Origin of the sequence: Pseudomonas fluorescens (assembly GCF_002837185.1) — a bacterium.
In the GTDB taxonomy this organism is placed as follows: Bacteria; Pseudomonadota; Gammaproteobacteria; order Pseudomonadales; family Pseudomonadaceae; genus Aquipseudomonas; species Aquipseudomonas fluorescens_AM.
Genome location: NZ_KZ478024.1, coordinates 1 through 26,111 on the forward strand (window position 1 = coordinate 1; position 26,111 = coordinate 26,111).

A 26,111-nucleotide genomic window follows, 5' to 3' on the forward strand; every position below is an offset into this window, starting at 1 on the left:
TGGCCCAGTGCGGCTAACCCGGCGTCCTGCCGGGTTACCCACGGATTCAAGCCTGCGTTCGGCCAGCGTGGTTTAACGGGGCGCCCGAGATCAAGATCAAAAACGCGGCGGCCTTGGAGCCGACCGGTATTTTGTGTCGATCCCGGTCCAAATGTGGGAGGGGGCTTGCTCCCGATGAGGTATGTCAGCCAGCTCTGTTGTCGCTGACCCACCGCCATCGGGGGCAAGCCCCCTCCCACATTTGGATCTCCAGTGTTTTGGAGGATTTTATACGCTGCAGATTTACGTGGCTGGGCAGGCCTCATCCAGCACCTTGTCCACCAGCAGTTGCACGCCTTCAAGCATTCGGCAGATGCCCAGCGCTACATTGCGGTGGGCTCCGTCGATTTCGAAAGCGAGGTGGGTGGCGATGTCGGTGATGGAGGCCAGGTCCTGGGAGGCGTTGACCAGCAGGGTTTCCGTGCCGAGGTCGGGGCGTACGGTAAAGAGTTGTTCTGGAGGGTTGGGGCTGTCTTTGATCATGGTGAAACTCCTTTAAGAATGGAGCTGCCACGATTCGCGGTCAATCGAAGAGGGTGGCAGCGATACGCGGGTTGACCGACCGGTCAAAAGGAGCAAAACCGGCATACCCGAAGGTATCCCGCGTACAGCTGCCGCGACACGATACATCAGACGTAAAAAAACGCCCAGATTGGTGTTGGGGCAGTTGCTCTTTTGAAATCGGACGGTCAAATCCGGTCGCTGAATGGGCAGCGACGGCGAGGAGGTTAGCCAGCGGAGTTCCGAGCGACAACCTGAAACGGTTGTGGGATATATCTGAGTGGGCGCCATCCTGTGGGAGGGGGCTTGCTCCCGATGGCGGTGTGTCAGCGACAACAGAGCTGGCTGACACGCCGCATCGGGGGCAAGCCCCCTCCCACATTGGCATCTCACATGCCGTTTACTTGGGATAGAGCGGCGGCAGGCTGGTGGTGTCCAGCGCCGGGTCCTGCTCGCGCTCGGCCACGGGGATGGCTTTGATCGCCCGCCACAGATCTTCGCCCAGCCAATACTGGCCGCTCTCGCTGTACAGCGCGCCATTGAGCCCGTCCAGCGCATCCGATAACGGCACGAAGCGCGCCGCCATGTCGGCCAGGGTTTCCGGTTGCTGGCGCGCCCAGGCGTCGAGGGCCTGGCGGGTGGCCTGGGGGTCGTTGGCCTGGGTGGCGCGCTTGAGGTCGTCGAGCAGGGTGCGCGGGCTGGGGCCGGTTTGCGCGGCGCGTTGCACGGCGGGCTGGCGGCGGGCGCGCCACCACAGGCCGAAACCCAGCAAGGTGGTGCAGGCCAGCAGCACGGTGCTCAGTTGCCACAGCCACAGGCGTTCGTCATCCGGCGCGGTGATGACGGTGGGCATGGCGGGGGTGTCCACCACCAGGCTCGGGTTGATCGCCACTTGCAGGGTACGGGCCGGCAGGGTGGTGCGTTCAAGGTGGTCTTCGTGGGTGTTCCACCACACCACCTCCACGGCGGGCAGTTCCAGCGCACCGGCACGGGTGGGCACCAGGGCTTCGCGGTCTTCACGGCTGCCGATCAGGCCGCGGTCGCGGGTCTCGTTGCCCAGTACCGGTTGATCCGGGTAGCGCCGCAGGCCGTTGACCTCGGTGCTGGGCAACGCCGGCAGTTGCGCGCTGGACAGGCCCTCGACCTTGACCGTGAGGCTGCGCGTCAGCGAGTCACCGACCTGCACATGCTCGGGCACCGGGTTCCAGGCTTCGTCCAGGCTCAGGCTGCGCGCCGGCAGCCACGGCGCGTCGGCGGGGTAGAACTCGGGCTTGGGCTTGACCGTCAGCGCAAGGGGCGCGGAGCTGGCGTGGATCAGCTTGCCCGGCTTTGTGCCTTGTAAAGTGTTCTCCTGCGGCGGGCGCGACTCCACCAACGTGGCGCTGAACGTCTGCGCCGCAATCGCCAACGGCCCGCTGCGCTGCGGGTAAATCGCGTAGCGGGTTTCGATCACGCCATGGCGAATGCTGTTGATGACTTTTTCATAGGTGCGCGACTCGCCCAGTTGCTCGACGCGTGCATCGGGGATTTGCAGGGGCGTGAGGCTGCTGTCGTCATACAGCGACACCGAGTGATACACGCGGACTGTCAACAGGGCCTGGGCCTGCACGTAGACGCTGGTCTGGTCGAGGCTGGCTTCGACAAACACCGGCGCCAGCTCGGCGCTGGTGTTCTGGCTGGCGGTTTCCACCACCTGCAGGGTGATCGGCTGGGTCTTGAGCTCGCCCACCTGCAGCGGCGGGATCACCACCGTGCCGTTTTCCCTGGGCAGCAGGGTGATGATCCAGCGCGTGGTCGCGTGGTTATCGCCGCCCAGGGTGGTGAGCTGGTTGATCTGGCGCGTGCCGCTGACTTCGAACTGCGCATCCAGGGGCGACAGGTCGGGTTTGCCGAACTGGGTTACGTCGCTGGATTCCACCGTCAGTTCCACCGTTTCCCCGGAATTGAGGCGACTGCGGTCGACGCTGGCGACCAGGTTCGCCGCCTGGGCGTGGCCTGCCGACAAGGCGAGCAGGAGCAGAAGGGTGGTGCGGCGGCTCATCGAGTCTTGTCCTGATGCTGTTGCTGTTCGTACCAGAATTTGCGCCGCAGCAGCTCACCGGGGTTGTCCGGGATCTGCTGCAGCCATTGCTCCAGCGCCTGGCGGTGTTCGCCGTCAAGGCTGGCATCGGTTGGGCGCAGCGGCGGCGTGGTGGTGTGCTCGTCGCCCAGTTCGCTGCCTGGCACTTCGTTACTGCCGGTGGGCGGCGCAGTAGCCGTGTCGGTAGCGCCATTGCCGGTCTGGCCCTGGCCTTGAGTGGATTGCTCGCCACCCTTGGCAGTTTGCCCGTCGGCGCCCGGTTGCGCAGTTTGGCCGGGTTGGGTGGTTTCGTCATCCTGGTTTTTTTCGGGTTGATCGGGCTCGGGCTGCGCTTGTTGCTGCAGCAGGCTTTCCACCAGCGCCTTGTTTTGCAAGGCCGGTTGCAGATCGGGCTGGGCTTCCAGCGCCTGTTCGTAGGCGTCGACTGCGGCTTCCAGCGCACCGGATCTGGCCAGGGCGTTACCCCGATTGTAGTGGGCGTAGGCATTGTCGGCGCTGGCAAAACGCTTGATGGCCTCGGCATAGTTACCCGCTTCGTACAGGGCCACGCCTTGCCATTGCGGGTCCTGGAAGCGTTCGGCGGCCTCGGCGGGGCGTTTTTTCTTCAGCAGGGACTGGCCCTGCTGGTCGGGGCGCAGCCACAGGTCCTCGAATTGGAAGGCGTAGCTGGGCTGCGGTGCGGCCATCAATAGCAGCGGCAGGCAAAACAGCCAGCCGCGCCGTCCCGCGCAGGCGGCCAACAGCAGCAGCGGCAGGAGCAGCCAGTAACCCTGGTCGGCCCAGGTGTCCAGGCGCAACAGTTGGCCGTCGTCGCGCAGGGTTTGGGGTGGGTCGAGTACGCCCAGTTGCCGCAGGTCTTTGTCGTCCAGGCGCGCCGCTCGGTAGCGCCCGCCCATTTCGCTGGCGAACGCCTTGAGGGTCGGGCTGTCCAGACGCGGGATCAGAATCGCGCCCTGTTCGTCCTTGAGAAATTCGCCACTTTCCTGGGTGACCGGCGTGCCTTCACGGCTGCCGATGCCGAGGATCGACAGGCTCGGCGCCTGGTTACCTTGCAGCAGCAGCCGAATCCCCTGGCGCTCCTGCTTGGACAGCGACGAGCCGATCAGCAGCAGGCGCCCCTGGCCGAGGCCGCCGTGCTTGAGCAGGGCCAGGGCTTTGTCTACGGCGAGGTCGGCGCGGTGGCCAGGCTCGGGCATGATCGAGGGGCGCAACGCTTCAAGCAGGTTACGGCTGGTGGCCAGGTCATCGGACAGCGGCACCAGGGTGTGGGCGCTGCCGGCATACACGACAATGGCGGTTTGTGCATCCGTGCGCGCTTGCAACAGGTCGTACAGCTTGCGCCGCGCCTGCTCGAGTCGATTGGGCGGGCTGTCGGTGGCGAGCATTTCGGGGGTGAGTTCCAGCAGTACGACCAGCGGGTCGGAAGGCTTCTGACTCAGTTGTTCAACCCGTTGCCAACTGGGGCCCAGCAGCGCCAGCACTGCCAGCAGCCAGGCGATGCCCAGCACGACCCAGGGGGATTTGCTTTCGCGACCGTTGCCGCCACTGAGCAGCACGGCGTGGAAGGCCGGCGGCAGGATGATCTGCCAGCGGCCCGCGCGTTTTTGCCGGTGCCACAGTTGCCACAGCAACCCGCCGAGCAGCGGCAGCAGCAACAGCCACCAGGGGCGCAGCCAGTGCGGCCACAAGGCGATCATCGACGCCTCCGCAAGCGCAGGCGCTTGAGGCGCTGGCGCCATTCTGGGCTCTGTGGCAGGAACATGCCCTTGCTCGACAGTTTGTTGTACAGACGCTGCAAGGCGTTGTTCGGCCAGCGCTCCTGCACCACCAGCAACAGGCTCAGCAGCAAGGCCAGGGCCAAAGGGCCGCTGTACAGCGCGTGAGCAGGGCGGGCCCGGGTGGGTTGCTGTTCGACCGGCTCAAGGGTATCGAGGGTGGCCTTGACCTGTTCCAGCTCCTTGCCATCACGGGCGCGGAAATACTGGCCGCCGGTCGCCTCGGCGATTGCCTTGAGCGCCGGTTCGTCGAGGTCCAGGCTCGGGTTCACGCCAAGAATGCCCAGGGAACCGGTTTGCTCGGGGTCGGCGCCGATGCCGATCGGATAGATCTTCACGCCTTCTTCAGCGGCCAGGCGCGCGGCGGTGAGCGGGTCGATTTGCCCGGCGTTATTGGCGCCGTCGGTCACCAGGATCAGCACGCGGCTTTGCGCCGGGCGCTGACGCAAGCGTTTCAAGGCCAGGCCGATGGCGTCGCCGATCGCAGTGTTCTTGCCGGCAATGCCGATGCGCGCTTCATCCAGCCAGGTGCGCACGGTGCGCCGGTCGAAGGTCAGTGGCGCCTGCAGGTAGGCTTGGCTGCCGAACAGAATCAGGCCCACGCGGTCGCCCTCACGCGCTTCAAGAAAGTCTCCGAGCAGGTGCTTGACCAGGGCCAGGCGGCTGACGTCCTCGTCCTGCCAGTGCATGTCGGGAAAGTCCATGGAACCGGAGACATCCACGGCGACCAGCAAGTCGCGGCCACTGGCGGCAATCGGCAGCGGCTCGCCGAGCCATTCCGGGCGTGCGGCGGCGGTTAACAGCAGCAGCCACAGCACCACGAAGGGTGCCTGCTGGCGCCAGCCCGGCAGATTGATCCGGGCGCGGCGCCGGGCCAGGCTTTCGAGGTCGGTGAGGTAGCTGACTTTCAAGGCTGGTTCGCCGCTGTCGGCCACCGGCAGGATGAGGCGCATCAGCCACGGCAACGGCAACAGGACGAAGATCCACGGCCAGGCGAACTCAAACATGTTTGCGAATCCAGGTGTCGACGGCTTGGGTCAGGCCGGCGATGGCCTTGTCGTCGAGTTTGCATTCGGGCTTGTAGGCGCCTTCGACCAGCACCATCCAGCGCGTGAGGCCGGCGGCGGGGCAACGGTTGTCCAGGAACGCCAGCCATTTGCGGCCGTTGAGGGTGTGGCTTTGGCTATAGGGGTAGTCGTTGCGGCACAGGCGCTTGAGCAAGCCATTGAGTTGTTGCAGCCAGGCACCGGCGGGCGCGCCGTCATAGGGTTTGGGCATCAGCGCAAGCTCGGCCAGGGCCGCGATGCGCAGCGGGTCTAGTGGTTGCTCGGCGCGGGCCACGGGCTGGCGGGCGGGCAGCCAGCGCCGCAGCCGCCAGACGCCCCAACCGAGCAACGGGATCACCAGCAACAGCAGCCACCAGCCCGGCGCAGGCGGCCAGAAGCCGATGGTCGGCGGGGCGATCAGCGGTTGCAGTTGGTCGAGGCTGCTCATTGTTTTTTGACCGGGCGTTGCGGGTTGAGGTATTCGCGCAGTTGCTCGACCATTTCACTCTGGGTGCTCAATGGCATCAATAAAACCCGTAGCTTCTGCGCGAGCAATTCCCAGCGGGCGATGCGGGCTTCGGCCTGGGCCTTGTAGGCCTTGCGCAAATCGACATTCAGCGTATCCAGTTCCAGTTGCGCGCCTCGTTGCGCAAAGCGCAGCAACCCGGCGGCGGGCAGGGCGTGGTCCAGCGGGTCGGAGATGGGCAACAGCAGCAGGTCGCAGTGGCGCGACAGCAGGCTCAACTGTTGCTCGGCGCCTTCGGTGAGCGCCCGTTCATCACAGATCACAATGCCAAGGCTACCCGGGCGCAGCACTTCGCGGCCCCGGCGCAAGGCCATGCCCAGCGCATCGGCTTCAGGAAGGCTTTCGGTAGTGAGGCTCTGGTTGACCCGCACCAGGCGGTTAAGCAGTTGCAGCAGGCTCTGCTTGCTGCGCCGGGGTTTGATTTCGTAGTGCTCGCTGTCGCCGAACACCAGGCCGCCCACGCGGTCGTTATGCCCCAGCGCCGCCCAGCCGATCAGGCTGGCGGCTTGTGCGGCGAGCACCGACTTGAACATCTGCCCCGAGCCGAAAAACAGCCGGCAGCTTTGCTCGACCATGATGAAGATCGGCCGTTCGCGCTCTTCGTGGAACAGTTTGGTGTGGGGCTCCTGGGTACGCGCCGTCACGCGCCAGTCAATGGTGCGCACGTCGTCCCCGGCCTGATACACGCGCACCTGGTCGAAATCCACACCGCGCCCGCGCAGCTTGGAGTGATGCAGGCCGATCAACGGGCTGCGCTGGCCGGGCGTGGAAAACAATTGCACTTCACGCACGCGATGGCGCATCTCGATCAGCTCACTGAGCGTGACGTGGATACCGGCGCTTGCGTTCATCGACTTCAAGCGACGGCAACGACGTCAAGGATGCGTTGCACCACGCGGTCCTGGTCCACGCCGGCGGCTTCGGCTTCGAACGACAGGATGATGCGGTGGCGCAACACGTCGAACAGCACCGCCTGGATATCCTCGGGGCTGACAAAGTCGCGACCGGCCAGCCAGGCATGGGCCCGCGCGCAGCGGTCCAGGGCGATGGAGCCGCGCGGGCTGGCGCCATAGGCAATCCACTCGGCCATCTCCGGGTCGAACTTGGCCGGGGTACGCGTGGCCATGACCAGTTGCACCAGGTATTCCTCCACCGCATCGGCCATGTACAGGCCGAGGATTTCCTTGCGCGCGGCGAAGATTGCCTGCTGGCTGACGCGGCGCTCGGGCTTGGTTTCGCCGTTGAGCGCTTCGCCACGCGCCTGTTGCAGGATGCGCCGTTCGACGGCGGCATCCGGGAAGCCGATCTTGACGTGCATCAGGAAACGGTCGAGCTGGGCCTCCGGCAGGGGGTAGGTGCCTTCCTGCTCGATGGGGTTTTGCGTGGCCATGACCAGAAACAGCGGCGACAGCTCGTAGGTGCTGCGGCCCACGCTGACCTGGCGCTCGGCCATGGCTTCGAGCAACGCCGACTGGACCTTGGCCGGCGCACGGTTGATTTCGTCCGCCAGCACCAGGTTGTGAAAGATCGGGCCTTGCTGGAACACGAAGCTGCCGGTTTCCGGACGATAGATTTCGGTGCCGGTGATGTCGGCAGGCAACAGGTCGGGGGTGAACTGGATACGATGGAACTGCGCTTCGATGCCTTCAGCCAGCTCTTTGATGGCCTTGGTCTTGGCCAGGCCGGGTGCGCCTTCGACCAGCATATGGCCGTCGGCGAGCAGGGCGATCAGCAGGCGATCGATGAGTTTTTCCTGGCCGAGAATCTGCGTAGAAAGAAAGGTTCGCAGCGCTAGCAGCGCTTCACGATGTTCCATCGATGACGGTTCCTGGAAAGGGAAGGCGGCGGCCAGGAATGCGCCGCCGCCGGGTGCGTTACTTTAATCTATTGGAGGGGGGCACGACTAACGGCGCGGGGTATTTTTTGGAAAATAGCTGAAACAGACACTCAGGCACCTCCTGGCGGTACTGAGGCGCATGCGACCCCCGTAAACCAGGGCTTGCCATGGTCTGCCGAGTTCAGATCCGGGCGCTGGTTGAAGCTATAGAAGTTCTGTTTGTACACCTTGTCCGCGTATACCACGCGTTCACCGTATGTGACGTAGGTCTTGTGGGGGTCCCAGGTCGCAATGTCGGCGCAGCCGCCACTGTCCGGCGGCGCCTGGATGGTGATGGTGTCAGTGAGTGTCAGGCGATGCAGGCCATCGTAGACTTCAACGGATACGGGCATCGAGGTGTCCTTGTCCACTGTCGGGGCGCGCAGCAACAGCGTGGCCTCGCTGCCGGTCGCCGGGGTGAATCCGGTTGCGCTCCACTGGTAACTCAGAGGTTTTTCCGTGGGCGATTCGGCATAGACATGCACGCTGAAGGTCTCTGCGGACTTCGCTGTTTCGGGGGCCGCCAGGCGTGCGGTTGGAGGTCGATCGGCGTGGTCAGCGAGCATTTTCTTGATGGCGGCGCCCAGATCGGGTTGCACCCCGATGGTCGTGCGGTTGCCATCGGAGGGTGGGTGCCCGGTCGCCACAAGGATATGGCGCAGCTCCTTGGGCGAGATATTGCCCAGCTTCTGCGCCCGTGCCACACCTTGCAATGACGCGACAGCTCCGGCAATGATTGGGTTGGCCGATGAGGTGCCGCTGTAGGCATGGGTATACGCGGTCGTTGGATTGGCCCGGTTCCAGGTGGTGGTGGTGACACTGTCGCCCCAACTGAACAGGTCGACACGGCTGCCATATTGCGAAAAGTAGGATCTCAGGCCGGTATTTGAATTGACCGCCCCGGCAAAAATGCTGCCGGAGTCAAAGATAGTGCGGTTGTAACGGCCTTGGAAGTAAGGGTGGTCCAGGTCGATATTGCCATTGGCGGCAGCCAGTACCACATGCACACCCTTTTCTTCGGTCAGATAGGCAATCGTGTCTCTTACCAAGTCATTTGCTTCAAGCGGCATATAACAGTTGCTTGTGCATACGTCGGGCGCAAAGGCGTCGTCCGCATACAGGTAGTGCACGCCCAGTTGCATGACATCGCCGTCTTGGAGTCTCGCTGCCATTTCTGCCAACCGTGCAACGCCCCATTGCAAGTAACCCAACTGCGCATGGGGGACCAGGCCGGTCGTGCCGAACGCGTTTTCCCTGGAAGCGATCACCCCCGCACTGGCGCTATCGTGGGCGCCTACCGGGGCTGGATTGATGGGGTCGTAGAGTTCTGTGTAGGGAGGCGGCAGGTCCACATGCTCGTAGGACCAGTGGTCAAGCTCCGTAGAGATAACCCGCATGCCTTGACCTTTGCCGCCCAGGGTTTGCCAGGCTTGCACGGCGTTGACCCCGCCAATCCTGTAGGGGGCGACCGGACGTTCCCCCTGCAGATAATATTGCCGTCCCGTGTAATCGGGTATGTCCTTATTGTTGTCGAGCGCGACGGGAGAGCCGTTATCGCCCTGCATGCCATCGACGATGGGCTCGAATTCAGCCATTTCAACATGAGGATCCTGTCTGATCCGTGACGCCAGCTGTTGCGCCTGCTCTGGGGTTCTGTCGCGGGTGTCGATGAGGTAATAGCGGTCCAGCCGATGCCGTTGAAGCGCCTGCAGACTTTCCTTCGTGCGCATCTGCGAGGGGGGGATGACGGGTCTCAGGCCGGGGGCCAGTTTCTTGAGGTCGCTTAATGGCCCCGCGCCCATGGCCGTCTCATCCTGCACGTGAGGCGCGTCACTTTTCATCAAGACGATCAATTGCGTGTAGCCGCCAGTGGCTGCGTTCGTCAGCGCCGGCAACGCTGCAACCAGCAGCAACGCAGCGCTCATACAGTGAGTCTTTGGCTTCATGTAGGCACCAGTGAGTGAGTATCGAAGCTTGAGCTAAGACTCAAAACCGGCGACTGCCTACTGTTAGAACTGACAGTCTTGACCAGCGGTCGGGGGGGCTTGCGGTCAGGTCCGGGTGTAGGTGCCGGTGCCCCTGAGGATGTTCTGCAAGGTTTCTTCCACTTCGGCCATGTCCGCCGCCGTGGTGGCGTGCGTAATCTGCAACTGGTCCTTGCCCCCCAGTGCATCGGCATCGCCCGCGGCGAGTTCGACCAGCAGGGTCGTGGCGCTCAGGGTGACTTTCAGCCCGGCCAGCGTCGACGGCTCATAATCCCAGGTCAACTCCACGTCGTCTTCATCCGGGTAACGGCTCAGCATGAACATCTCGCCGTTCTTGCCGTGGCAGCAGAGCATGGCCATGTTGTCTTCTTCGTCGTCGCACGGGGTGGCCATCAAGGCGTCGGTTTTCAGCTGCAGCATGGGGAATCCTGTGTGGGGGAGGGGCGTTGCACCGGGTGATTGTGCCATTGCGGCGAATTTTATGCTGCGCGATGTGTCAGAACGATGTGGCAGATCAGGGCATGACCTGGCGAGCGGTATCGGTCATTTCCGGTACTCGCGGGCCTCAAAGCAGCCGGTTTTTTATCCGGAAAAACCCGGTTGCCCAAGTTGCAACCCCGCACTTGCTTGCCGATGACCGAATATGTCGCAGCACCGCAAGCAGCGCGCTTCCCACAGTCGTTAAGCTGCGCAACGGATGTGCTCCGTGCCAGGCGCCTGACCTGCCCGTCGTACCGTCACCCGGCAAGGTGTGCATCCGGTGGAAGTTGTATGTGACCTGACTGTCTTGTCCAGCTTCACCCACCTGTCACTCTGAATCGTTTATCGTGACTGACGAACAGAGCTGACGGTCTCCCCGCAGGGGGATAACACGCGACGCTTCCATCAATAACAAGCCCAAGCGGAGTACCACAGATGGCGTTCTTCACCGCAGCCAGCAAGGCCGACTTCCAGCACCAACTGCAAGCGGCACTGGCGCAGCACATCAGTGAACAGGCACTGCCACAAGTGGCGCTGTTCGCTGAGCAATTCTTCGGCATCATTTCCCTGGACGAACTGACCCAGCGTCGCCTTTCCGACCTGGCCGGTTGCACCCTGTCTGCCTGGCGCCTGCTTGAGCGCTTCGATCACACCCAACCGCAAGTGCGGGTCTACAACCCCGATTACGAACGTCATGGCTGGCAGTCGACCCACACCGCGGTCGAAGTGCTGCACCATGACCTGCCATTCCTGGTCGACTCGGTGCGTACCGAGCTCAACCGCCGTGGCTACAGCATCCACACCCTGCAAACCACCGTGCTCAGCGTGCGCCGTGGCAGCAAGGGCGAACTGCTGGAAGTGCTGCCCAAGGGCACCCAGGGCGAAGGCATCCTGCAAGAATCGCTGATGTACCTGGAAATCGACCGCTGCGCCAACGCCGCCGAGCTGAACGTGCTGAGCAAAGAGCTTGAGCAGGTGCTGGGCGAAGTGCGCGTGGCCGTGGCCGATTTCGAGCCGATGAAAGCCAAGGTCCAGGACCTGCTGGCCGGTATCGACGCCAGCGCGTTCGTGATCGACGGCGAAGAAAAAGCCGAGATCAAGAATTTCCTCGAGTGGCTGGTGGGCAACCACTTCACGTTCCTGGGCTACGAAGAGTTCGTGGTACGTGACGAGGCGGACGGCGGTCATATCGAATATGACGCCAGCTCCTTCCTCGGTCTGACCAAGTTGCTGCGCGCCGGCCTCACCGCCGAAGACCTGCGCATCGAAGACTACGCCGTAGCCTATCTGCGCGAACCGACCGTGCTGTCGTTCGCCAAGGCTGCCCATCCGAGCCGCGTACACCGCCCGGCCTATCCGGACTATGTGTCGATCCGCGAAATCAGCGCCGACGGCAAGGTCATCAAGGAACACCGCTTCATGGGCCTGTACACCTCCTCGGTGTACGGCGAAAGCGTGCGGGTGATTCCTTACATCCGCCGCAAGGTCGCGGAAATCGAGCGCCGCTCGGGCTTCCAGGCCAAGGCGCACCTGGGCAAGGAGCTTGCCCAGGTGGTTGAAGTACTGCCCCGTGACGACCTGTTCCAGACCCCGGTCGATGAGCTGTTCAGCACGGTAATGTCGATCGTGCAGATCCAGGAACGCAACAAGATCCGCGTGTTCCTGCGCAAAGACCCCTATGGCCGTTTCTGCTATTGCCTGGCCTACGTGCCGCGCGACATCTATTCCACCGAAGTGCGCCAGAAAATCCAGCAAGTGCTGATGGATCGCCTGAAAGCCTCGGACTGCGAATTCTGGACCTTCTTCTCCGAGTCCGTGCTGGCCCGGGTGCAACTGATTCTGCGGGTCGACCCCAAGAACCGCCTGGACATCGACCCGCTGCAACTGGAAAAGGAAGTGGTGCAGGCCTGCCGCAGCTGGCAGGACGACTACGCCAGCCTGGTGGTGGAAAGCTTCGGCGAAGCCCACGGCACCAACGTGCTGGCGGATTTCCCGAAAGGCTTCCCGGCCGGCTACCGCGAGCGTTTCGCCGCGCATTCGGCCGTGGTCGACATGCAGCACCTCAACAGCCTCACCGAAGCCAACCCGCTGGTGATGAGCTTCTATCAGCCGCTGGGCCAGGTCTCCGGCCAGCGTGAGCTGCATTGCAAGCTCTACCACGCCGACACCCCGCTGGCGCTGTCCGACGTGCTGCCGATCCTGGAGAACTTGGGCCTGCGCGTGCTGGGTGAGTTCCCGTACCGCCTGCGCCATGCCAATGGCCGCGAGTTCTGGATCCATGATTTTGCGTTCATCGCCGCCGAAGGCGTGAACCTGGATATCTCGCAGCTCAACGACACCCTGCAGGACGCGTTCGTGCATATCGTCCACGGCGATGCCGAAAACGATGCGTTCAACCGCCTGGTACTCACCGCCGGCCTGCCTTGGCGTGACGTGGCGCTGCTGCGCGCTTATGCCCGCTACCTCAAGCAGATCCGCCTGGGCTTCGACCTGGGCTACATCGCCAGCACCCTGAACAACCACACCGACATCGCCCGCGAGCTGACCCGGTTGTTCAAGACCCGCTTCTACCTGGCACGCAAGCTCACCGCCGACGACCTGGAAGACAAGCAGCAGCGCCTGGAACAAGCGATCCTCACCGCCCTGGACGACGTCCAGGTGCTCAACGAAGACCGCATCCTGCGTCGCTACCTGGACCTGATCAAGGCGACCCTGCGTACCAACTTCTACCAGACCGACGCCAACGGCCAGAACAAGTCGTACTTCAGCTTCAAGTTCAACCCGCATGCGATCCCCGAGCTGCCCAAGCCGGTGCCGAAGTTCGAGATCTTCGTCTACTCGCCCCGCGTCGAAGGCGTGCACCTGCGCTTTGGCAACGTGGCCCGTGGCGGCCTGCGCTGGTCCGACCGTGAAGAAGACTTCCGTACCGAAGTATTGGGCCTGGTCAAAGCCCAGCAGGTGAAGAACTCGGTGATCGTGCCGGTGGGCGCCAAGGGCGGCTTCCTGCCGCGTCGCCTGCCATTGGGCGGCAGCCGTGACGAGATCGCGGCCGAGGGCATCGCCTGCTACCGCATCTTCATTTCCGGCCTGTTGGACATTACCGACAACCTGAAGGACGGCGCGCTGGTGCCGCCGGCCAACGTCGTGCGTCATGACAACGATGACCCGTACCTGGTGGTGGCAGCGGACAAGGGCACTGCGACCTTCTCCGACATCGCCAACGGCATCGCCGTCGACTATGGCTTCTGGCTGGGCGATGCGTTCGCCTCCGGTGGTTCTGCCGGTTACGATCACAAGAAAATGGGCATCACCGCCAAGGGCGCGTGGGTCGGTGTGCAGCGTCACTTCCGTGAGCGCGGCATCAATGTGCAGGAAGACAGCATCACCGTGGTCGGCGTCGGCGATATGGCCGGTGACGTGTTCGGTAACGGCTTGCTCATGTCCGACAAGCTGCAACTGGTCGCGGCCTTCAACCATTTGCACATCTTCATCGACCCGAACCCGAACCCGGCCACCAGCTTCGTCGAGCGCCAGCGTCTGTTCGAGCTGCCGCGTTCGGCGTGGACCGACTACGACACCAGCATCATGTCCGAAGGCGGCGGGATCTTCTCGCGCAGTGCCAAGAGCATTGCCATCTCGGCGCAGATGAAAGAACGCTTCGACATCCAGGCCGACAAGCTGACCCCGACCGAACTGCTCAACGCCTTGCTCAAGGCGCCGGTGGACCTGTTGTGGAACGGCGGTATCGGTACCTACGTCAAGGCCAGCACCGAGAGCCACGCCGATGTGGGCGACAAGGCCAACGACGCACTGCGCGTCAACGGCAACGAGCTGCGCTGCAAAGTGGTGGGCGAGGGCGGTAACCTGGGCATGACCCAACTGGGTCGTGTGGAGTTCGGCCTCAATGGCGGCGGTTCCAACACCGACTTTATCGACAACGCCGGCGGCGTGGACTGTTCCGACCACGAAGTGAACATCAAGATCCTGCTCAACGAAGTGGTGCAGGCCGGTGACATGACCGACAAGCAACGCAACCAGTTGCTGGCGAGCATGACCGACGAAGTCGGCAACCTGGTGTTGGGCAACAACTACAAGCAGACCCAGGCCCTGTCCCTGGCCGCGCGCAAGGCTTACGAGCGCGCCGCCGAGTACAAGCGCCTGATGAGCGACCTGGAAGGCCGTGGCAAGCTGGACCGCGCCATCGAGTACCTGCCGACCGAGGAGCAACTGGTCGAGCGCGCCTCGACTGGCAAGGGCCTGACGCGTCCGGAGCTGTCGGTGTTGATCTCCTACAGCAAGATCGACCTCAAGGAAGCGCTGCTCAAGTCCCAGGTACCGGATGACGAGTACCTGACCCGCGACATGGAGACCGCGTTCCCGCCGAGCCTGGTGGCCAAGTTCTCCGAGGCCATGCGTCGTCACCGCCTCAAGCGCGAAATTGTCAGCACCCAGATCGCCAACGACCTGGTCAACCACATGGGCATCACCTTCGTGCAGCGGCTCAAGGAGTCGACCGGCATGAGCCCGGCGAACGTGGCCGGCGCCTACGTGATTGTGCGTGACATCTTCCATCTCCCGCACTGGTTCCGTCAGATCGAAGCCCTGGACCACCAGGTTTCGGCCGACGTGCAACTGGAGCTGATGGACGAGCTGATGCGCCTGGGCCGTCGCGCCACGCGCTGGTTCCTGCGCAGCCGTCGCAACGAGCAGGACGCCGGGCGTGACACCGCGCACTTCGGTCCGCACCTGGCGGCGCTGGGTCTCAAGCTCGACGAACTGCTGGAAGGTCCGACCCGTGAAGGCTGGCAGAACCGCTACCAGGCCTACACCCAGGCCGGCGTACCGGAGTTGTTGGCACGCATGGTTGCAGGCACTAACCACCTGTACACCCTGCTGCCGATCATCGAAGCTGCCGACGTGACCGGGCATGACGCCGCCGAAGTGGCCAAGGCCTACTTCGCCGTCGGCAGCGCCCTGGACCTGCCGTGGTACCTGCAGCAGATCAGTGACCTGCCGGTGGCCAACAACTGGCAGGCCCAGGCCCGCGAAGCCTTCCGCGATGACGTGGACTGGCAGCAACGGGCGATCACCATTTCGGTCCTGCAAATGGCTGATGCGCCACAAGACATGGAAGCCCGCGTGGCCCTGTGGCTTGAGCAGCACCAGGACATGGCGGATCGCTGGCGTGCGATGATGGTGGAAATCCGTGCTGCGGTCGGCACGGACTACGCCATGTACGCGGTGGCCAACCGTGAGTTGCTGGACCTGGCGTTGAGCGGCCAGTCGGTGTTGCAGTCGGCGTGATCAAGCGCTGAAACAAAAGCCCCCGTAGCGTGAGCTGCGGGGGCTTTTTCATTGGCGGGGTTGCCCGGTATCAATCCGGCAAACCTATAAGGATCATCGGTTCAAGCACGCTGAATATCGGCGGTGTGGACTCCTGTAGAGCCTCAAGGATCGCTGCATAGTCTTGGGTGTTTGGCATCTGATGCATCAACGCCCAGTAGTCCGCTTCGACCTGTGGCAGTGCCATCGCGTCGGCTGTTTCCCTGAGTACCAGTTTCAGCAATGCGCAGGCTTTGGGCAGGTTTTTTTCAAGCCCGTAGGTGCGATGGGTTTTGGCTTTGTCTTGAGACAGGCCTGCCAGTGCGTAGCCGTACTCAAGCAGCCCCTCCAATTGACCCATCTCAGCCAATTGAATGATCCGTTTTTGTTTTTCTTCGGTACTCACCGTTCCGTCTTGAGCAAAGGCGAGTTCATACACGGCTGGGGGATGCCCGGCGTCGGCAGAACGTTGGATGAGGTCCGCGATCCTTGCTTCGTGCTCTTGACGATCGGCGATCAATTGCGGCCTGTTCCGCAAAGCCAGGGCGAGTTTAAACAGCGCCTGTGGGGCGCCTGTGGCCGCCGCTCTGTTCAGCCACTCGATATCCTTGGTCATCATGTACAGATAGCTCATGGCATCGGTGTCATGGGCGTTTGCGGCATTGGTTGCCAGTTCCCTGGCTTTTGCGAGTGATTCGACGTCACCCAGCCTCATCAGAGCAGGTATGTGGTTCTGGGCGGCAGCCAGGGTAAGCCATCGCCTGGTTGCGGATGTCGCGCGGCGTGCTCCTCCGTCCAGCACCGATTGACACGTGGCCATTGCGTATTGCGCATCTACATCGCCGGCGGCACCGACGATGGTCAGGTGAAACCTGGCCTTTTTGTATCTGCGTAATCTGAACAGCGCGAATCCGGTGTCTTTGGCGGCTTCTGTCAACTCGGTCAGGGCCGAGTTCAATTGGGCCGGTAGTGCCTTGGCTTCGTTATGCAGTTGTGTGATCAACGCGGACAGAGGGGGCAGCACTTGTGATTCGGTGGACATGACTCATTCCTGTAAGGCGCACTGGATTGTGCGCGGTACAGGTTATGGAGAGCGCCTGGGCTCAAGGCGCTAATTACTTAGCGCATCGCTCGCCCACATTGGGATCTGCGCGCTTTCGGATCAATGATGCATGAGCAATTTGCTCTCAAGATGGTCCAGATGCTGCGTCATCAGTGCCACCGCCGCGGTGCCGTCACGCTGCTCTACAGCCTCCACAATCACCTTGTGTTGCTGCCACGTGCAATAGGTGCAGGCTGTCGTTTCGTAGTGAGCAATGACCAACGAGGTCAATGGCACCAGACGGTTGAGGAACTGCACCAGGGGCCCGTTCCCGGCGATAGCGGCCAGTTGCAAATGGAATTCACCGGACAACCGAATCGCCGGCCCGCGCTGGTCGCGCTCGATGCAGTCACGTTCGCGGGCGATCAATTCGCGCAGCTGGCGTACCTGTGCCGCTGTCGCCTGGGCGCAGGCCAATTGCACCACGGTCATTTCGGTCATGCGCCGGGCTTCGAGAATCTGCCGGGTCTGCTGGGCATCCGGCGCCGCTACCTGGGCACGCTGGTTGGGGCGCAGGATGATCACGTGCTGCTGTGACAACTTGGCCAGGACGCGGCGGATCACGCTGCGGCTCACGCCAAAGAGCTCCCCCAGGCTTTCTTCGGTGAAGCGGCTGGCGGGGGCGATGCGTTGCTCGAGGATGGCGTCGAACAGCTGTGGGTAGATTTCATCTGCCGAGGGCCTCTTGCCCGGCACCCGGCGCAGGCAGGGCAAGGGGTCGCGTTGCTGGGCGTGGACGTTCATGGCCTGTCTCCAATTATTCAACTGCCCAGATGGTCATCCGGGATGTTCAGGCGAATGCCCATGCGCAAGCCTTCCTGCAGAATGTGCCGACGCATTTCGGCACTGGCCAGGGCGCTGTTCTTGTTGCGGATGGCGCGCACCACGGCTTCGTTTTCCTGCAGGCGTTCGGCCAGGTGCTCCGGGGAATTGCGCAACACCTGGGCGCTTTGCTTGAGCGCCGTGCTGGTTTGCTGCACCACGTTCTGGAAGATCGGGTTGGAGGTCAGGGCAAACAGCTCTTCGTGAAAGTCGATGTAGGCATTCATGCCGGCCTCGGCGTCGCCCGCCTCCAGGGCTTCGCGCATGTCCATCAGGGTCAGGCGCAGTTGGCCGATTTCCTTGCTGCTGATGGATTGGGCGACCAGGCCGACGATGAAGGGTTCGAGGGTATAGCGCAGTTGCAGAATGTCTTCGAGGCTGGCATCGGCCACGGCGTCGCTCGACTGCGGCTCGCTGACGCTGCTTTCCAGCACCACCACGCCTTTGCCGGGCATGGAGCGCACCAGGCCGAGGGTTTCCAGCACGATCACCGCTTCGCGCAGGCTCGGGCGGCTGATGCCCATCTGCTCGGCCAGTTCACGCTGGCCGGGCAGCATTTCACCACGCCGCCATTGGCCGCGTGCCAGGGCGGCGCGCAGTTTTTCTACGACTGAATTGACGACGGTTGAGGTGCTGATCACGTCTCCTGCACTCCTTGAAATTGCGAACACGATAGTCAAGCTGTTGAAGATCACAGTGTGGGAGGGGGCTTGCCCACTCCCACATTTGTCTATGCCGCTTTCAAAATTCCTGATGCGCCGGCAATACCGGTTTCTTGGCCTGGAAGGCATAGCCTTGCTGGCCGTCGAGGACCTTGTTGGCGCGCTGGATATCAATGTCTTTTTCCCAGCGGGCGATGGCCACGGTGGCGACGCAGTTGCCGATCAGGTTGGTCAAGGCACGGCCAATGCCCATGAACCAGTCCACCGCGAGTACCAGCACCAGGCCGACCACCGGAATCGCCGGGATGGCCGTGAGCGTGGCCGCCAGGATCACCAAGGCCGAACCCGGAATGCCGTGGGCGCCTTTGGAGGTGATCAAGGATACCAGCAGGATAGTGAGCAGGTCGGTCATCGACAGCGGGGTGCCGGTCGCGTTGGCAATAAAGACGATGGCCAGGGTCAGGTAGATCGAGAAACCGTCGAGGTTGAACGAGTAGCCGGTAGGAATCACCAGGCCCACGGTGGAGCTGCCAATCCCCAGGTGCTCCAGCTTGCGCATGATCTGCGGCAGCACCGCGTCGGACGACGCCGTGCCCATCACAATCAGCAACTCTTCGCGCAGGTACTTGAGCAGCGGCAGCATGCGCAGGCCCGACAAGCGCATCACCAGGCCGAGGATCAGCGCGACGAAGGCCAGGCAGGTCAGGTAGAACAGGCCCACCAGGCTGCCCAGGTGTTGCAGGGAGTCCAGGCCGTAGGTGCTGGTGGTGAACGCGATCGCGCCGAATACGCCGATCGGCGCCAGGCGCACGATCATGCCCATGATGCGGAAGATCACATGGCTCAGCTCGTTGATCAGCCGCGAGATGCCCGAAGCCGCTTCACCCACCAGATTCAGCGCGCTGCCGAACAGCACGGAGAACAACAGCACCTGCAGCACGTTGTTGTCGGCAAAGGCGCCGATCACCGAGTTGGGGATCAGGTCCATCAGGAACTGGCTGGTGCCCTTGAGGTGCTGGCCCTTGTCGGCGAGTTCATTCAGGCCGGCGGAGGACAATTGCTCCAGATGGATGTTGGCGCCGCTGCCGATGCCGGTGCTGAAGGCCATGATCAGGCCAAGCACCAGGGCGACGGTGGTCAGCACTTCGAAATAGATCACTGACTTCAAGCCAATGCGCCCGACTTTCTTCAAGTCGCCGGCGCCGGAAATGCCGCTGACCACGACGCAGAAGACAATCAGGCCGATCAGCATTTTGATCAGCTTGATAAAGCCGTCACCCAGGGGTTTGAGTTGCGAGGAGAATTCAGGAAGGGCCAGGCCGCAAATGATGCCTAGCATCAGGCCGATCACGACTTGCAGGAAAATCGAACGCGAGCACCATCTGAGCATGGGAAGGATCTCTATTCGGTGCCCTGGTGGTTCCAGGGCTTAATTGTTGTGGTCTTACCGGTAAGTCCAGTGCGCGGCCAGTCTACGCCCGGTTTTTTTCAAACTACAAGTAAATATTCGGTGGTCAACCGGACCCGGTCTGACCAGTGGGTCGACAAGCGCCACGCTTGAGCGGTTGACGCCAAGGAATTTTTTTTGCGTATCATCCGCGCTCGGACGCGAGGTGATGAATGGACCAGCCAGGACTGACAACGGATGAAGCCGGGCGCACCCATTGCGCCTGGCGCGACGCCGCGCCGCAATACCCGCATTACCACGACCATGAGTGGGGCGTGCCGGTGGCGGATGACGTCCTGTTGTACGAAAAGATTTGCCTGGAAGGTTTTCAGGCGGGGATGGCGTGGATCACCATTCTGCGCAAGCGCGAGCAGTTTCGGCGGGCGTTCGATGGCTTTGATTTTCGCAAGGTGGCGCAGTATGACGAGGCGGATATCGAACGCTTGATGAGCGACCCGGGTATCGTGCGCAACCGGGCGAAAATCCTGTCCACGATCAACAATGCTCGCCGCGCCTGTGAATGGGTGAGTGAAAGCGGTTCGCTGGCGCGCTGGATATGGTCGTTCGAGCCCGGCCCGCAGGAGCGCCCGGCGGTGGTGGACATGGCGTACTGGAAAGCCAACCCGACCTCACCGGCGTCGGTGCGCTTGTCCCGAGCGCTGAAGAAACGCGGCTGGACCTTTGTCGGCCCGACCACCATGTATGCGCTGATGCAGGCGCTGGGGATGGTCAATGACCACCTGGAGGGCTGCATCTGCCGAGGGCGCATCGAAGCGCTGCGCCATCAGTTCGAACGACCCTGAGCGTTCGTCCATTCTCTCAGAGATATTTGAGCCAGGTGATATCCCTGCGCCGCGCCTTGAGTCCGGCAAACCATCGCACCGGCACATACAACGCCAGTGGCAGCGCCAACGCCGCCAGCCACACGGCGCCCATGCTGGCGAAGCCGAAGTAAGTGCCGTGATTGAGCCCGAACAACGCGACACATGCGACATAGAATATTTTGAGCACATACAGGTGTAACAGATAAAAGAACATCGGCGCCGCGCCAAACACCGCCAGCGTGCTGATCCAGCGCTTGTGCCCGGCACGTTCGAACGCCAGCAGCAACAGCAGGCCGATGCCCAGGGTCAGCGCCAGGAACAACAGCGAAGGTGGGTATTTGGTGATGTTGAAGAAGCTCATCACGGTCTGCACCCCGCTGTCATAGGCCTGCCAAGGTTTTTCGCCATACCCGTTGACCGCCCGCAACAACACAAAACCCAGCAACGCGCCGACGCTCGCCAGCAGCAGATAGCGCTGGCGAACGGCCGGCAGTGCAGCGTTCGAAAACCATGGCCCGAGGCCGTAGCCCAGGGCAATCACGCCGATCCACGGCAGCACCGGGTAGGTCACGCGCAGGCGCAGGGTGTCCGACACCTCGATCCAACTGCGCTCATGCAGGATCGACCACGCCACCTGCGAGGCCGACCCTGCAGTGAAATGCACACCATCAAGCAGGTTGTGCCCGGCAATGATCGCCACCGCCAAGGTTATCAGCAGCGGGCGGGGCAACCATACCAGCGCCGCGAGGGCGATCATGCTCACCCCGATCGCCCAGATAACCTGCAGGTAAATCACACCCGGCGGCAACTGGAAGGTCCAGGCGAAGTTGACCAGCGTGAACTCCAATACCACCAGAAACAGTCCACGCTTGAACAAAAAAGCCGACACTGCGCGCCGTCCCTGGTATTTCTGAGCATACAGCCAGGCCGACAAACCGGTGAGCAACACAAACACTGGCGCGCAAAGGTGGGCGAGGGTGCGGCTGAAAAACAGCGCCGGCTCGGTCGTGTCGATGCTCATCGGGTCGCCCACCTGGCGGTGCAGCAGAAACGTTTCGCGCACGTGGTCGAGCAACATGAAGAGGATCACCAGGCCGCGCAAGGCGTCAATGGAAAGCAGGCGTGGGCGTAGCGCAACAGCATCAGTCATGGGGCGGTTCACAAGGCTGGGCAAAAAAGAAGCGTTATCCTATAACATTAATCAACACATTGCCGCGCCGCACAGGCGAGCTTATCGGAGGTACGGATGACACGCGTGAACCCACCCTCGGCCGAGGCCGTGATCGAATTCTGGAAACAGGCTGGCCCAACGCACTGGTTTGCCAAGAACGATCAGTTCGACGCGACCTTTCGCGAGGCCTTCTACGCCAGTCATCTGCAAGCGGCACGGCGCGAGCTGGACGATTGGCTGGCCTCGGCTTACGGCGCGCTGGCCTTGCTGATCCTGCTGGACCAATACCCACGCAACGCCTTTCGCGGCACCGCGCATATGTTCGCCACCGACCCGCTGGCACGCCTGTATGCGCAGCGGATGGTCGATGCAGGATTGGACGCATTGATCGAACCCGAACTGCGGGCGTTTTGTTATCTGCCGTTTGAACACTCCGAAGACCCTCGCGACCAGCAACGCTCCATCGCGCTCAATCAGCACCTGGACGCCAGCACCTACCACTGGGCCAAGGAACATGCCCGGATTATTCAGCGGTTTGGGCGCTTTCCCCATCGCAATGCGGTGCTGGGGAGGGAGACCACCGACGAAGAGCAGGACTTCCTCAACGCCGGTGGCTTCGCGGGTTAGTCCTACTGAGCCGCCATGTGCGCTATTCCCGCCAGGAATGCCCCCATAAAAACACCGCATTGTCTTTATCGTCCGGGATCTCGTAGCGTTGAGCCTCATTTCAAGGAGATGGTCCATGAGCCACGGTCCGCTGCGCCTCTACGTTGATTCGCTGTTTACCAGCCCCTATGCCATGTCGGTGTTCGTCGCCTTGCGGGAAAAGGGCCTGGCGTTCGAGACCGTGCCCCTGGACCTGGACGCCGGCCAGCACCAGGCCGTGGATTACGCGCGACTGTCACTGACCCAGCGGGTGCCGACACTGGAGGAGGGCGAGTTCTCCTTGTCGGAGTCTTCGGCGATTATTGAATACCTGGACGAGGCCTATCCCGAGACCCGCGTTTATCCGCTCGACCCGCAGCAGCGGGCGAGGGCGCGGCAAGTGCAGGCGTGGGTGCGCAGCGATTTGCTGCCGATTCGCCAGGAGCGCTCGACCCTGGTGGTGTTCTGCGGGCAGAAGATGCCGCCGCTGTCGCCGGCAGCCGACGCGGCAGCAGGCAGGTTGATCAATGTGGCGCATGCTTTGCTGGCGGATGACCGTGAGTACCTGTTCGGCACCTGGTCAATTGCCGACGTGGACCTGGCGGTGATGCTCAATCGCCTGGTCCTCAACGGCGACGCCGTGCCCGCGCAGCTGGTGGCTTACGCCCGGCGTCAATGGCAAAGGCCATCCGTGCAGGCATGGATCAACCAGCCACGCCCTGGGATGTAGGGTTCTCGTTCATTTGCGCGACGCGCCGGTCCAGGTCTTCCCAATCGGCCATACCCAGCACGCGCGTGGTGTTCAAGCCGCGCAGGTAGCCACGCAGTTGCTGGGCGCTGGCCGCTTGCTCGGCGGCAACGCTCGTCTCGCTCAGCAGCACGTCTTCATACTCGGCCAGGTAATCGGCGACGCGCTCGCGGAACTCCGGCAATACCGCCTCGCGGATGCGGTCGAAGGTTTTCTGGTGACGCTTCATGGCATGGTCCTTATAGTTTTATGGGGCGGGGCTCCCTGACACTATCGGTTCAAATGATAGTCACCATCAAGGATCACACGTTCTGTTTTTACGGCAAAAGCGCAAAATCCGCTCATCGAAACGCGACTCAAGGAAATGCGCGATGAGGACTCTGATCCAGCTGGCTTTGATCACCCTGATGCTCGGCACCGCCGTGCTGACCAACCCGGCCGTTGCCGATGAGCTGCGTACAGGCCATTTGCTGCCACTCGCCGCTAGCGTAAACTCCCTGCAGCGCGCCCAGTCGGTGGGGGTGTTGTACAGCGAAAACACGCGCGACAACCTCAGCTACCTTGAGCGCTACCACGCCATGGCGTTGAACGGCGCCAAGGATGCCCTGGACGCGCGTATCCGCGAGGCGTTCGTCAACAGTTCCGATCCGGAACTGGCCATCGACTGGCTGATGAACTCGTTGCAAGGCACATTTGTCTCGGTGACGGTCTATGGCAGCCTGGATGCTCTGGTGCAGGCGCATCCGGACGTCGCCGTGGTGCTCGATACCCATAACCAATTGCTGACCCAGCGTAACGATGTGGTCGAGGCGCACTTTACTGCACGTTTCTATGATGCCGATCTGCACTACATTGCCAAGGCCGAAGGCTCGGTGGACAAGCAGGTGCCGTCGGTATGGGTGCATGACAAGTCAGCACTCGAGATTGCCGCGCAGATCGAGCAGCAGCGAGATGTACAACAAGATGCCTTGAAGCAGTTTGACGCCTCCCTAAAAGCCCTGGTCCGCGCAGGTTGATACGCGGATCGACAGGCACCTATATTGTTATTTTTCAGGAATGTTTATGCGCGCTTTTTTCGCCCCGGCCCTGGCCCTAGCTTCCCTGGCGCTGACCGGTTGTATCACGGCTCCGAATGCCCCATCGCTGACCCTGCACACCGCCAAAACCCCTGAAGGCTATGTGCAATGCGTATTGCCCAAGCTTGAAAAGCACGGCATCACCTCCACCGTGACGCAGAACTCGCGCCACGCCAAGGTGCTGTTGACCAGCAAGATCGCGGCCGATGATGTGCTGGAAGCCTACAAGTCCCAGGATGGCACCAAGGTGTTCCTGTATGAGCGCAAACCGTTGGCTTCGGCGATCAAGGCGTCGCGGCTCGAGCAGGCGGCGCAGGATTGCCAGTAACCTGTGCAAGAATGAATACAAATCAAATGTGGGAGGGGGCTTGCCCCCGATTGCGGTGGGTCAGTCAGCTAATTTGTTACTGACCCACCGCTATCGGAGGCAAGCCCCCTCCCACATTCAGGGTTTTGCCTCGTTGCTGAAGGCATTGACCGTCTTGACCAGCCCCTGCGCCGCCAGCGCGACCAACTCACCGCCTTTGTCCACCGTTGCCAATGCAGGGTCCGAGCCCATGCGCCCGTCGGGGAAGCGTGCGCGGAAGTCCAGCGCTTCACGGATTGGGCCGGTGCCGGCGATTTGCGGCGAGTACTCGGCCGACTTGATCGAGTCAGGGTAGGCCCATTGCGTCACGGCGATTTCCGACGGCGTGGCGTGGCTGCCATGGCCCACCGGGAATTGGCGCTGCGCCAGGTCGGTGACGCCTTCCAGGTCCCACCAGTTGACCAGCTTCAATGCGAACCCGGCCGGGCGGCGGGCAAAGCTGGCTTCGGCGTAGAGTTCGGAAAACGCCGCTTCGATGGTGGCGATATTGCCGCCGTGGCCGTTGAGGAACAGGATCTTGTCGAATCCATGCCCGGCCAGCGAGCGCACCCAGTCGCCGATCGCGGCAATAAAGGTGGAAGGGCGCAGCGAGATGGTGCCGGGAAAGCCCAGGTGGTGCTGGGCCATGCCGATGTTGAACGTCGGGCCGACCAGGATATCAGCCTGCTTCTGCGCCTCGACGGCGATGATCTCCGGGCACATCCAGTCGGTGCCCAGCAGGCCGGTGGGGCCGTGTTGCTCGTTGGAGCCGATGGGGATTATCACCGTGCGGTTGCGCTGCAGAAACTGCCCGATCTCGATCCAGGTGGACTTGTGTAGAAGCATGCGACGCTCTCTTTTATCTGTGGGACAGGCTATCCGCCACGGATTGTACGACTACTCGCCACCTGTTGGGGTTTGCAATTGAGATAGGTCGAAGACTTCAACCAGCGCTGGTCGGGGTACCACGAGAACATGAATTGTCCGTCCTTGAGCTTGTCCACCACTTGGCGTGCGACTTGCGGGCGCACCGCCGGGCAGCCCTGGCTTCGGCCGATACGCCCTTCGCGCTTGCTCCATAGCGGGCTGACGTAGTCGGCGGCATGAATCACGATGGCGCGGTCGCGGGCCAAGTCATTGAAGCCAGGCTCCAGGCCGTCCATGCGCAGCGAGTAGCCGTGGGTGCCGAGGTAGCTTTCCTGGGTGCGGAACAGCCCCAGGCTGGACTGGTGGCTGCCTTCGAGATTGGAAAATTCGGTGGCGAAGTTTTCGCCGGACTTGGCGCCGTGGGCCACCAGGTCACGCAGTACCAGGGTCTGTTTGCGCAGGTCGAAGATCCACAGCCGACGGGCGGTAGAAGGCTGGGAGTAGTCAATCACCGCCAGGCGATCGGAACGTTCCTCGCCGTTATTGACTGCGCACTGCACCGCGCCTAGGGCGCTTTTCAGCACGATGGGATTGAGTTCTGGAGCCGAGCGCGCCAGGCTGCTATACAAGGAAGGAGAAGGGCCATTGGCGGCGAGCGCAACATTGCTCAATAACGCCAGGCTCGCAGTGATCAGGCCCAGGGTGGTTAATCCGAGCCGGCGCATTAAAGTCAGCATCTACAGTCGAGTCCCCGCTGTGGAGTGGAGCTAA

General features: G+C 62.4%; 23 protein-coding genes. 6 read left to right on the top strand and 17 right to left on the bottom strand.

The features are described 5' to 3' along the window. Positions 1–282: 282 nt before the first annotated feature. From CIB54_RS24365 to CIB54_RS24405, 9 genes are all read right to left on the bottom strand, one after another. On the bottom strand, positions 283–522 hold the full coding sequence (locus tag CIB54_RS24365) for a DUF6124 family protein (protein WP_065952364.1): 240 nt from the start codon (positions 520–522) through the stop codon (positions 283–285). Between the two features lie 418 nt (positions 523–940). Next, complete coding sequence (locus CIB54_RS24370; RefSeq protein ID WP_101221191.1) at positions 941–2,581, bottom strand: BatD family protein; 1,641 nt, start codon at positions 2,579–2,581, stop codon at positions 941–943. After that, complete coding sequence (locus tag CIB54_RS24375; RefSeq protein ID WP_101221192.1) at positions 2,578–4,317, bottom strand: tetratricopeptide repeat protein; 1,740 nt, start codon at positions 4,315–4,317, stop codon at positions 2,578–2,580. Before CIB54_RS24375 ends, CIB54_RS24370 begins: the two co-directional genes overlap by 4 nt. Then, positions 4,314–5,402, bottom strand: coding sequence for a vWA domain-containing protein (locus tag CIB54_RS24380; protein WP_101221193.1), 1,089 nt, complete (start codon positions 5,400–5,402; stop codon positions 4,314–4,316). The genes CIB54_RS24375 and CIB54_RS24380 overlap by 4 nt, the downstream gene beginning before the upstream one ends. Continuing rightward, on the bottom strand, positions 5,395–5,889 hold the full coding sequence (locus CIB54_RS24385; protein ID WP_101221194.1) for a DUF4381 domain-containing protein: 495 nt from the start codon (positions 5,887–5,889) through the stop codon (positions 5,395–5,397). The genes CIB54_RS24380 and CIB54_RS24385 overlap by 8 nt, the downstream gene beginning before the upstream one ends. Continuing rightward, positions 5,886–6,818, bottom strand: coding sequence for a DUF58 domain-containing protein (locus CIB54_RS24390; protein WP_065952369.1), 933 nt, complete (start codon positions 6,816–6,818; stop codon positions 5,886–5,888). The genes CIB54_RS24385 and CIB54_RS24390 overlap by 4 nt, the downstream gene beginning before the upstream one ends. 5 nt (positions 6,819–6,823) lie before the next feature. Further along, a complete protein-coding gene (locus tag CIB54_RS24395) occupies positions 6,824–7,783 on the bottom strand; it encodes an AAA family ATPase (protein WP_020301524.1) in 960 nt (319 codons plus the stop codon). 131 nt (positions 7,784–7,914) lie between these two features. Further along, positions 7,915–9,768: a S8 family peptidase gene (locus CIB54_RS24400; protein ID WP_157829752.1), complete on the bottom strand. Its 1,854-nt coding sequence runs from the start codon at positions 9,766–9,768 to the stop codon at positions 7,915–7,917. 126 nt (positions 9,769–9,894) lie between these two features. Further along, complete coding sequence (locus CIB54_RS24405; RefSeq protein ID WP_101221196.1) at positions 9,895–10,248, bottom strand: hypothetical protein; 354 nt, start codon at positions 10,246–10,248, stop codon at positions 9,895–9,897. Between the two features lie 495 nt (positions 10,249–10,743). Between CIB54_RS24405 and CIB54_RS24410 the strand changes: the two genes are divergently transcribed. Further along, entirely contained in the window at positions 10,744–15,612 is a 4,869-nt protein-coding gene (locus CIB54_RS24410; RefSeq protein WP_101221197.1) for an NAD-glutamate dehydrogenase, read from the top strand. Positions 15,613–15,682: 70 nt separating this feature from the next. Here CIB54_RS24410 and CIB54_RS24415 read toward each other — a convergent pair whose 3' ends face one another. The 4 genes from CIB54_RS24415 to CIB54_RS24430 all read right to left on the bottom strand — a co-directional run bounded on the left by CIB54_RS24415 (position 15,683) and on the right by CIB54_RS24430 (position 19,606). Further along, entirely contained in the window at positions 15,683–16,672 is a 990-nt protein-coding gene (locus CIB54_RS24415) for a tetratricopeptide repeat protein (protein WP_101221198.1), read from the bottom strand. 120 nt (positions 16,673–16,792) lie between these two features. Next, positions 16,793–17,476 carry a GntR family transcriptional regulator gene (locus CIB54_RS24420; protein WP_101221199.1) on the bottom strand — a complete coding sequence of 228 codons (684 nt, stop codon included), beginning with the start codon at positions 17,474–17,476 and terminating at the stop codon, positions 16,793–16,795. A 17-nt stretch (positions 17,477–17,493) separates the two neighbouring features. After that, the gene (locus tag CIB54_RS24425) at positions 17,494–18,195 is read right to left on the bottom strand and encodes a FadR/GntR family transcriptional regulator (RefSeq protein ID WP_065952375.1); all 702 of its coding nucleotides are present in this window, start codon (positions 18,193–18,195) and stop codon (positions 17,494–17,496) included. Positions 18,196–18,295: 100 nt separating this feature from the next. Beyond that, complete coding sequence (locus tag CIB54_RS24430; RefSeq protein WP_065952376.1) at positions 18,296–19,606, bottom strand: C4-dicarboxylate transporter DctA; 1,311 nt, start codon at positions 19,604–19,606, stop codon at positions 18,296–18,298. Between the two features lie 230 nt (positions 19,607–19,836). Here CIB54_RS24430 and CIB54_RS24435 point away from each other — a divergent pair, with 230 nt between their 5' ends. Then, entirely contained in the window at positions 19,837–20,466 is a 630-nt protein-coding gene (locus CIB54_RS24435; RefSeq protein WP_101221200.1) for a DNA-3-methyladenine glycosylase I, read from the top strand. Positions 20,467–20,482: 16 nt separating this feature from the next. On the opposite strand, the gene CIB54_RS24440 is transcribed toward CIB54_RS24435, so the two are convergent. After that, positions 20,483–21,637 carry an acetyltransferase domain-containing protein gene (locus CIB54_RS24440; protein ID WP_101221201.1) on the bottom strand — a complete coding sequence of 385 codons (1,155 nt, stop codon included), beginning with the start codon at positions 21,635–21,637 and terminating at the stop codon, positions 20,483–20,485. 96 nt (positions 21,638–21,733) lie between these two features. Between CIB54_RS24440 and CIB54_RS24445 the strand changes: the two genes are divergently transcribed. After that, positions 21,734–22,285 (top strand): DUF924 family protein, encoded by a 552-nt coding sequence (locus CIB54_RS24445; protein WP_065952379.1) that lies wholly within the window; start codon positions 21,734–21,736, stop codon positions 22,283–22,285. A 115-nt stretch (positions 22,286–22,400) separates the two neighbouring features. Then, positions 22,401–23,033 (top strand): glutathione transferase, encoded by a 633-nt coding sequence (yfcF, locus tag CIB54_RS24450; protein WP_065952380.1) that lies wholly within the window; start codon positions 22,401–22,403, stop codon positions 23,031–23,033. Here the strand turns inward: yfcF and CIB54_RS24455 are convergent. Then, positions 23,008–23,280, bottom strand: a complete 273-nt coding sequence (locus CIB54_RS24455; RefSeq protein ID WP_065952381.1) for a hypothetical protein — start codon at positions 23,278–23,280, stop codon at positions 23,008–23,010. The genes yfcF and CIB54_RS24455 overlap by 26 nt on opposite strands. Positions 23,281–23,422: 142 nt before the next feature. Between CIB54_RS24455 and CIB54_RS24460 the strand changes: the two genes are divergently transcribed. Together CIB54_RS24460 and CIB54_RS24465 are read left to right on the top strand one after the other, a co-directional pair. Then, positions 23,423–24,067 carry an ATPase gene (locus CIB54_RS24460; RefSeq protein WP_101221202.1) on the top strand — a complete coding sequence of 215 codons (645 nt, stop codon included), beginning with the start codon at positions 23,423–23,425 and terminating at the stop codon, positions 24,065–24,067. A 46-nt stretch (positions 24,068–24,113) separates the two neighbouring features. Continuing rightward, positions 24,114–24,455 (top strand): hypothetical protein, encoded by a 342-nt coding sequence (locus CIB54_RS24465; protein ID WP_065952383.1) that lies wholly within the window; start codon positions 24,114–24,116, stop codon positions 24,453–24,455. 117 nt (positions 24,456–24,572) lie between these two features. On the opposite strand, the gene CIB54_RS24470 is transcribed toward CIB54_RS24465, so the two are convergent. Together CIB54_RS24470 and CIB54_RS24475 are read right to left on the bottom strand one after the other, a co-directional pair. After that, complete coding sequence (locus CIB54_RS24470) at positions 24,573–25,319, bottom strand: creatininase family protein (RefSeq protein WP_101221203.1); 747 nt, start codon at positions 25,317–25,319, stop codon at positions 24,573–24,575. Between the two features lie 29 nt (positions 25,320–25,348). Beyond that, positions 25,349–26,077, bottom strand: coding sequence for a murein L,D-transpeptidase catalytic domain family protein (locus CIB54_RS24475; RefSeq protein ID WP_101221204.1), 729 nt, complete (start codon positions 26,075–26,077; stop codon positions 25,349–25,351). Positions 26,078–26,111 lie beyond the last annotated feature (34 nt).

Bases quoted from the DNA above. Each gene is read 5' to 3' on its own strand.
- CIB54_RS24365 (WP_065952364.1), bottom strand. From the start codon at position 522: ATGATCAAAGACAGCCCCAACCCTCCAGAACAACTCTTTACCGTACGC.
- CIB54_RS24370 (WP_101221191.1), bottom strand. From the start codon at position 2,581: ATGAGCCGCCGCACCACCCTTCTGCTCCTGCTCGCCTTGTCGGCAGGC.
- CIB54_RS24375 (WP_101221192.1), bottom strand. From the start codon at position 4,317: ATGATCGCCTTGTGGCCGCACTGGCTGCGCCCCTGGTGGCTGTTGCTG.
- CIB54_RS24380 (WP_101221193.1), bottom strand. From the start codon at position 5,402: ATGTTTGAGTTCGCCTGGCCGTGGATCTTCGTCCTGTTGCCGTTGCCG.
- CIB54_RS24385 (WP_101221194.1), bottom strand. From the start codon at position 5,889: ATGAGCAGCCTCGACCAACTGCAACCGCTGATCGCCCCGCCGACCATC.
- CIB54_RS24390 (WP_065952369.1), bottom strand. From the start codon at position 6,818: ATGAACGCAAGCGCCGGTATCCACGTCACGCTCAGTGAGCTGATCGAG.
- CIB54_RS24395 (WP_020301524.1), bottom strand. From the start codon at position 7,783: ATGGAACATCGTGAAGCGCTGCTAGCGCTGCGAACCTTTCTTTCTACG.
- CIB54_RS24400 (WP_157829752.1), bottom strand. From the start codon at position 9,768: ATGAGCGCTGCGTTGCTGCTGGTTGCAGCGTTGCCGGCGCTGACGAAC.
- CIB54_RS24405 (WP_101221196.1), bottom strand. From the start codon at position 10,248: ATGCTGCAGCTGAAAACCGACGCCTTGATGGCCACCCCGTGCGACGAC.
- CIB54_RS24410 (WP_101221197.1), top strand. From the start codon at position 10,744: ATGGCGTTCTTCACCGCAGCCAGCAAGGCCGACTTCCAGCACCAACTG.
- CIB54_RS24415 (WP_101221198.1), bottom strand. From the start codon at position 16,672: ATGTCCACCGAATCACAAGTGCTGCCCCCTCTGTCCGCGTTGATCACA.
- CIB54_RS24420 (WP_101221199.1), bottom strand. From the start codon at position 17,476: ATGAACGTCCACGCCCAGCAACGCGACCCCTTGCCCTGCCTGCGCCGG.
- CIB54_RS24430 (WP_065952376.1), bottom strand. From the start codon at position 19,606: ATGCTCAGATGGTGCTCGCGTTCGATTTTCCTGCAAGTCGTGATCGGC.
- CIB54_RS24435 (WP_101221200.1), top strand. From the start codon at position 19,837: ATGGACCAGCCAGGACTGACAACGGATGAAGCCGGGCGCACCCATTGC.
- CIB54_RS24440 (WP_101221201.1), bottom strand. From the start codon at position 21,637: ATGACTGATGCTGTTGCGCTACGCCCACGCCTGCTTTCCATTGACGCC.
- CIB54_RS24445 (WP_065952379.1), top strand. From the start codon at position 21,734: ATGACACGCGTGAACCCACCCTCGGCCGAGGCCGTGATCGAATTCTGG.
- yfcF (WP_065952380.1), top strand. From the start codon at position 22,401: ATGAGCCACGGTCCGCTGCGCCTCTACGTTGATTCGCTGTTTACCAGC.
- CIB54_RS24455 (WP_065952381.1), bottom strand. From the start codon at position 23,280: ATGAAGCGTCACCAGAAAACCTTCGACCGCATCCGCGAGGCGGTATTG.
- CIB54_RS24460 (WP_101221202.1), top strand. From the start codon at position 23,423: ATGAGGACTCTGATCCAGCTGGCTTTGATCACCCTGATGCTCGGCACC.
- CIB54_RS24465 (WP_065952383.1), top strand. From the start codon at position 24,114: ATGCGCGCTTTTTTCGCCCCGGCCCTGGCCCTAGCTTCCCTGGCGCTG.
- CIB54_RS24470 (WP_101221203.1), bottom strand. From the start codon at position 25,319: ATGCTTCTACACAAGTCCACCTGGATCGAGATCGGGCAGTTTCTGCAG.
- CIB54_RS24475 (WP_101221204.1), bottom strand. From the start codon at position 26,077: ATGCTGACTTTAATGCGCCGGCTCGGATTAACCACCCTGGGCCTGATC.